6 protein-coding genes are annotated in these 5100 nt (G+C 60.3%); 4 read left to right on the top strand and 2 right to left on the bottom strand.

Going from position 1 to position 5100, the window contains the following annotated elements; all coding sequences use genetic code 11:
- Window positions 1–158: 158 nt before the first annotated feature.
- A complete protein-coding gene (locus AC1DUU_RS22510; RefSeq protein ID WP_476785608.1) occupies window positions 159–1379 on the bottom strand; it encodes a deoxyguanosinetriphosphate triphosphohydrolase in 1221 nt (406 codons plus the stop codon).
- Between the two features lie 71 nt (window positions 1380–1450).
- Between AC1DUU_RS22510 and erpA the strand changes: the two genes are divergently transcribed.
- A complete protein-coding gene (gene erpA / locus AC1DUU_RS22505) occupies window positions 1451–1798 on the top strand; it encodes an iron-sulfur cluster insertion protein ErpA (RefSeq protein ID WP_476785607.1) in 348 nt (115 codons plus the stop codon).
- Window positions 1799–1800: 2 nt separating this feature from the next.
- Complete coding sequence (locus tag AC1DUU_RS22500; protein ID WP_476785606.1) at window positions 1801–2184, top strand: VOC family protein; 384 nt, start codon at window positions 1801–1803, stop codon at window positions 2182–2184.
- 52 nt (window positions 2185–2236) lie between these two features.
- On the opposite strand, the gene AC1DUU_RS22495 is transcribed toward AC1DUU_RS22500, so the two are convergent.
- On the bottom strand, window positions 2237–3721 hold the full coding sequence (locus tag AC1DUU_RS22495; protein WP_476785605.1) for a nucleobase:cation symporter-2 family protein: 1485 nt from the start codon (window positions 3719–3721) through the stop codon (window positions 2237–2239).
- A gap of 138 nt (window positions 3722–3859) precedes the next feature.
- Here AC1DUU_RS22495 and xth point away from each other — a divergent pair, with 138 nt between their 5' ends.
- The gene (gene xth / locus AC1DUU_RS22490; protein ID WP_476785609.1) at window positions 3860–4651 is read left to right on the top strand and encodes an exodeoxyribonuclease III; all 792 of its coding nucleotides are present in this window, start codon (window positions 3860–3862) and stop codon (window positions 4649–4651) included.
- A 100-nt stretch (window positions 4652–4751) separates the two neighbouring features.
- A complete protein-coding gene (gene hmuQ / locus AC1DUU_RS22485; RefSeq protein ID WP_476785604.1) occupies window positions 4752–5066 on the top strand; it encodes a heme-degrading protein HmuQ in 315 nt (104 codons plus the stop codon).
- The last annotated feature ends 34 nt before the right edge of the window (window positions 5067–5100 follow it).

The raw sequence follows: 5100 nt of genomic DNA, 5'->3' as shown, positions 1-5100 counted from the left end.
CCATCTCTAGGGGTCAATTCAAGCGCTTCGACGGCTTTGGTGATCCGCTCGTTGAAATCGGCGAATATGTTCATTGTCGGGGCTTTCGTAAGGCGATGACTGAGCTGCAGAGCCACCTTCAAAGTGACATTGCACGTAAATGCTGATTTTGGTCCGACCTAGCCCAAATCGGGCGTATGGTCAAACAAGCGGCGGTGTTCCTTGATCGCGTAGGTGTCGGTCATTCCGGCCAGGAAGTCGGCGACGGCGCGCGCCTTGATGCGGTCTTCGGCCCGATCGAGCCCTTCGCGCCAGCCCTCCGGCATGGCGCGCGGATCGGCGAAATAGACGTCGAACAGGTCACGCACGATCTTGTCGGCGTCGGCGCGCACCCGCATCACTTCGGAATGCCGGTACATGTTGCGGTAGAGAAAGGCTTTGAGCTCCTTCTCCGACACAGCCATGGATTCCGAAAAGGTCACCATGACCTCGCCGGCCGCCCTGACCTCGTCGGCACTTTGCGGTGCGGCGCGCCCGATCTTTGCGGTGGCGGTCGAAATGACGTCCTCGACAAAGAGGGTGATCTGCCGGCGCATCAACTCGTGACCGGTACGCACCGGATCGAGCGCCGGATAGCGCTCGCGCACCCCGCGCAGAATCGACGCCGGCAGAGAGACCCCGTCGAGCATGTCGAGCGTAAGCAGYCCTGCCCGTAGGCCGTCGTCTATGTCATGGGTGTTGTAGGCGATGTCGTCGGCGATCGCCGCGCACTGCGCTTCCAGGCTGGCGAACTGGTTGAGTTCAAGATCATGCAGTTCCGAATAGTCGCGGATCGCCTGCGGTACCGGGCCATTCAGGCCTTTGCCGGCTGAGTCGGTCAGCGGGCCATTGTGCTTGACCAGTCCTTCCAGGGTCTCCCAGGTCAGGTTGAGCCCGTCGAACTCCGCGTAGCGGCGTTCGAGCCGGGTCACAATGCGCAGCGATTGGGCGTTGTGGTCGAAACCGCCCCAGGCCGCCATCTTTTCGTTCAGCGCGTCTTCGCCGGTATGGCCGAATGGTGTGTGGCCAAAATCATGGACGAGTGCGATAGCCTCGGCCAGATCCTCGTCGCAGCGCAACGCGCGCGCCAAAGCGCGGGCGATCTGGGCAACTTCGATCGTATGGGTCAGGCGTGTGCGAAAATGGTCGCCCTCATGAGCGACAAACACCTGCGTCTTGTGCTTGAGGCGGCGAAAGGCGGTCGAATGGATGATGCGGTCGCGGTCGCGCTGGAACGGCGTGCGCGTCGGGCTTTCGACCTCGTCGAACAGGCGCCCACGCGAGCGCGCAGGATCGCAGGCATAGGCCGCGCGTGGCCGATAGCCGAAACCGATATCGCCAAGTTGCCGTTCGCCTGCCATACTCCCCACCTGTTGACTTGCTACAGGTGGCTTCATACCTATCATAAGAAACCGAAAGCAAGGTGACGCCGATGGGCGCTGATGCCAAGACTGCCATGAAAGTCGACATGACCGAAGCCGCAGCCAAGCGGATTGCCAAGATTGTCGCTGGCGATCCCGGCAAGATCGCGCTGCGAATCTCTGTCGAAGGCGGAGGCTGTTCCGGCTTTTCCTACAAATTCGATCTGGTCGATGGACGCAACGACGACGACGTCGCCATCGAACGCGACGGTGCGACGCTGCTCGTCGACGAGATGTCGTTGATCTACATGGGCGGCTCGGTTGTCGATTTCGTCGACGACCTTATGGGACAGTCGTTCCAGATCAAGAACCCCAACGCAGTCGCTGGCTGCGGCTGCGGCACCAGCTTTTCCGTCTAGCCATGCGCCGGGTGGGGGCGCTCCGTCAGGTTGCGCTCTCGGCTGGCCGTGACATCGACGCCACGCTTGCCTTCTGGCTCGACGTGCTCGGCCTACCTGTCCACGCCCGCTACGACCCGCCCGGCATCGCCTTCATCATCGCAGGTGGAACCAGGCTGTTCTTCACCGGCGGCATACCGCAGGCGACTGTCTATCTAGACATAGTTGACCTCGACAGCTTCCACGAAATGGCTTCCGATAGAGGCATCGCCTTCACCACCGCACCGACGCTGGTCCATCGCGATTCAAGCGGCGAGTTCGGCCCGGCCGGCGAATCCGAATGGATGGCCTTCCTGAAAGACCCCGCCGGCAATACGATCGGGCTTGTCGAGCGCAAGCCGAGCTGAACGAAAAAGGCGGCCCGGAGGCGGCCTTCGTCCATTCCATGCAGCTGGAAGATCAGGCTTCAGATGCCATCGCCGCTTCGCGGATTTCGGCTTCATTTTCCTTGGTGCCGTTGAAGAAGGCGTTCAGCACCACGGCCGAAACCGACGCCAGCAGAATGCCTGATTCGATCAGCGGATGGATGTCGTGCGGCATCCACATCTTGAAGTCGGGCGCGACCAGCGGAATCATGCCGAAACCGATGGAGACCGCAACGACAAACAGGTTGTTGCGGTTGGTCTTGAAGTCGACATTGGACAGGATGCGGATACCCGTCGCCGCCACCATGCCGAACATCACAAGCCCAGCACCACCCAGCACCACAGTCGGCAGCGCCTCGACCAGCRCGCCCATCTTTGGCACCAACCCGAGAATGATCAGGATTACACCGCCTGCCACGCAAACGAAGCGGCTCTTGACGCCGGTGACCCCGACAAGACCGACATTCTGCGAGAAGCTTGTATAGGGGAAGGTGTTGAACAGGCCGCCTATGATGGTGCCCAGGCCGTCGGTGCGCAGGCCCGCCGAAAGCATCGGCTGCGTCACCTTCCTGCCCGTCATGTCACCAAGTGCCAGGAACATGCCGGTCGATTCGATCATGACGACGATCATTACCAGCACCATGGTGATGATCAGGATCGGATCGAAGATCGGCATGCCAAAGCGCAGCGGGGTGATGAGTTCGAACCAGCCGGCCGAAGCCACCTTGTCGAAATGCATCATGCCGAGCGACGCCGTCAGCACGCCACCGATGACGATGCCGAGCAGCACGGCGATGTTGGCCATGAACCCCTTGCCGAACCTGGCAATCGCCAGGATGGAGACCAGAACAACTGCCGAAATGCCGACATTTACGAGCGGCGCGTAAGCGGCGTTCGGGGCGGTCGCTGTGAGCGCCAGCTTTGCCGGGATCGGCGGAATGGTGGAACCAGTGGCGGCGGCCATGTCGGTCACCGTCTTCAGCCACTCGGCATGTTCGGGCGAAACAAGCTTGGGCGCGGTCGGGCCGAAAGGGTTGCCGAAGATCCAGTTGATGCCGATGCGCATCAACGATGCGCCGATGACCACGATGATGGTGCCGGTCACGACAGGCGGGAAGAACCGCAACATGCGGCTGACCAGCGGTGCGATCAGAAACGCCACGATACCGGCGCCGATGATGGCGCCGAAGATCATGCGGGCACCGTCAGGCCCCTGGTTGGCGTTGGCCATGGCAACCATCGGACCGACGGCAGCGAAAGTGACGCCCATCATGACCGGCAGCTTGATGCCGAACCATTGGGTCGCGCCGAAGGACTGGATGATGGTGACCACGCCGCAGACGAAAAGATCGGCGGAAATCAGGAAAGCGACCTGCTCCGGATCAAGCTTGAGCGCGCGGCCGATGATGAGCGGCACTGCGATTGCGCCAGCGTACATGACCAGAACATGCTGGATTCCAAGCGCGGTGAGACGAGGCGCTGGTAGCACCTCGTCCACAGGATGTGGACTTTTGGACATGGCATTTGTTCCCCTTTTGCCAGCCGGTCCAAAGAATGCCGAAGAGGACCGGTTCCCTTCTCCCAAGGGATGGTGCAGGATCGTCTGGAACGGCCGCGCAGGCTATCAATATTTATTTGAAATAATCGCGTGAAATTCATGAAGATCGTGACCTGGAACATCAACGGCGTCAGAGCCCGCATCGAAAACCTGGTGCATTGGCTCAAGGAGAGCGCGCCCGACATCGTTTGCCTGCAAGAAATAAAGACAGTCGACGATCAATTCCCGCGCCTTGAGATCGAAGCGCTTGGCTACAACGTCGAAACACATGGCCAAAAGGGTTTCAACGGCGTCGCTATACTTTCCAAGCTGCGCTTCGACGAGGTCAATCGCGGTCTGCCAGGCGATGATTCCGACGAACAGGCCCGCTTCATCGAAGGTGTCTTTTCGACCGACAAAGGCGCGCTGCGCGTCGTTTCGCTCTATTTGCCCAACGGCAATCCCGTCGGCACCGAAAAATTCCCCTACAAGCTGTCATGGATGGCGCGGCTCGAGCGCTGGGCGGCGGAACGGCTCGCGCTGGAAGAAGCACTCGTGCTTGCTGGCGACTATAACGTCATCCCCGAGGCAATCGACGCTCGCAACATCGAAGTATGGCTCGGCGATGCGCTGTACCAGCCCGAGACGCGCCAGGCGTTCCGGCGGCTGGTGAATCTGGGCTTCACCGAAGCAGTGCGCTCGGTCACCGACCAGCCCGACGTCTACACGTTCTGGGATTACCAGGCTGGCGCCTGGCAGAAGAACAACGGCATACGCATCGACCATCTGCTGCTGTCGCCCGAAGCCGCGAACCGATTCGCCTCGGCCTCGATCGAAAAGCATGTGCGTGGCTGGGAAAAGCCGTCCGACCACGTCCCCGTGGCCATCGACCTCAATCTCGAAGCGGCCTGACGAAGTTTCGCCGAAATCTCAAGGTTTTGGCGGATCAATCGCATTCTGACGCGGCTAGACCGTTCAGGTTTGACGAAAACACATCCTGCGAGAAGATGCCATGTACATCGCAATGAACCGCTTCAAGGTCCAGAACGGCACAGAAACCGCATTCGAAGACATCTGGAAGAACCGCGATTCGACCCTCCATGAGATGAAGGGTTTTCGCGAGTTCCATCTGCTGCGCGGTCCGGTCAACGAGGTCGAAGGCTATACGCTCTACGCCTCCCACACGACCTGGGAGAGCTATGACGATTTCAGTGCCTGGACCAGGTCGGAAAACTTCCGCGCCGCGCACAAGAATGCCGGCTCTTCCAAGGCCTCTTATGTCGGCCATCCGCAATTCGAAGGCTTTTCGGTCGTCGAAGGCGCCTGACCAATGATCGATTTCGCCCGCAGTATCCCAGTGC

The organism is Aminobacter sp. P4_H6_2 (assembly GCF_056400805.1).
Note: the sequence above shows the minus strand (reverse complement) of the source record. Positions and strands in the feature narration are given on the sequence as shown.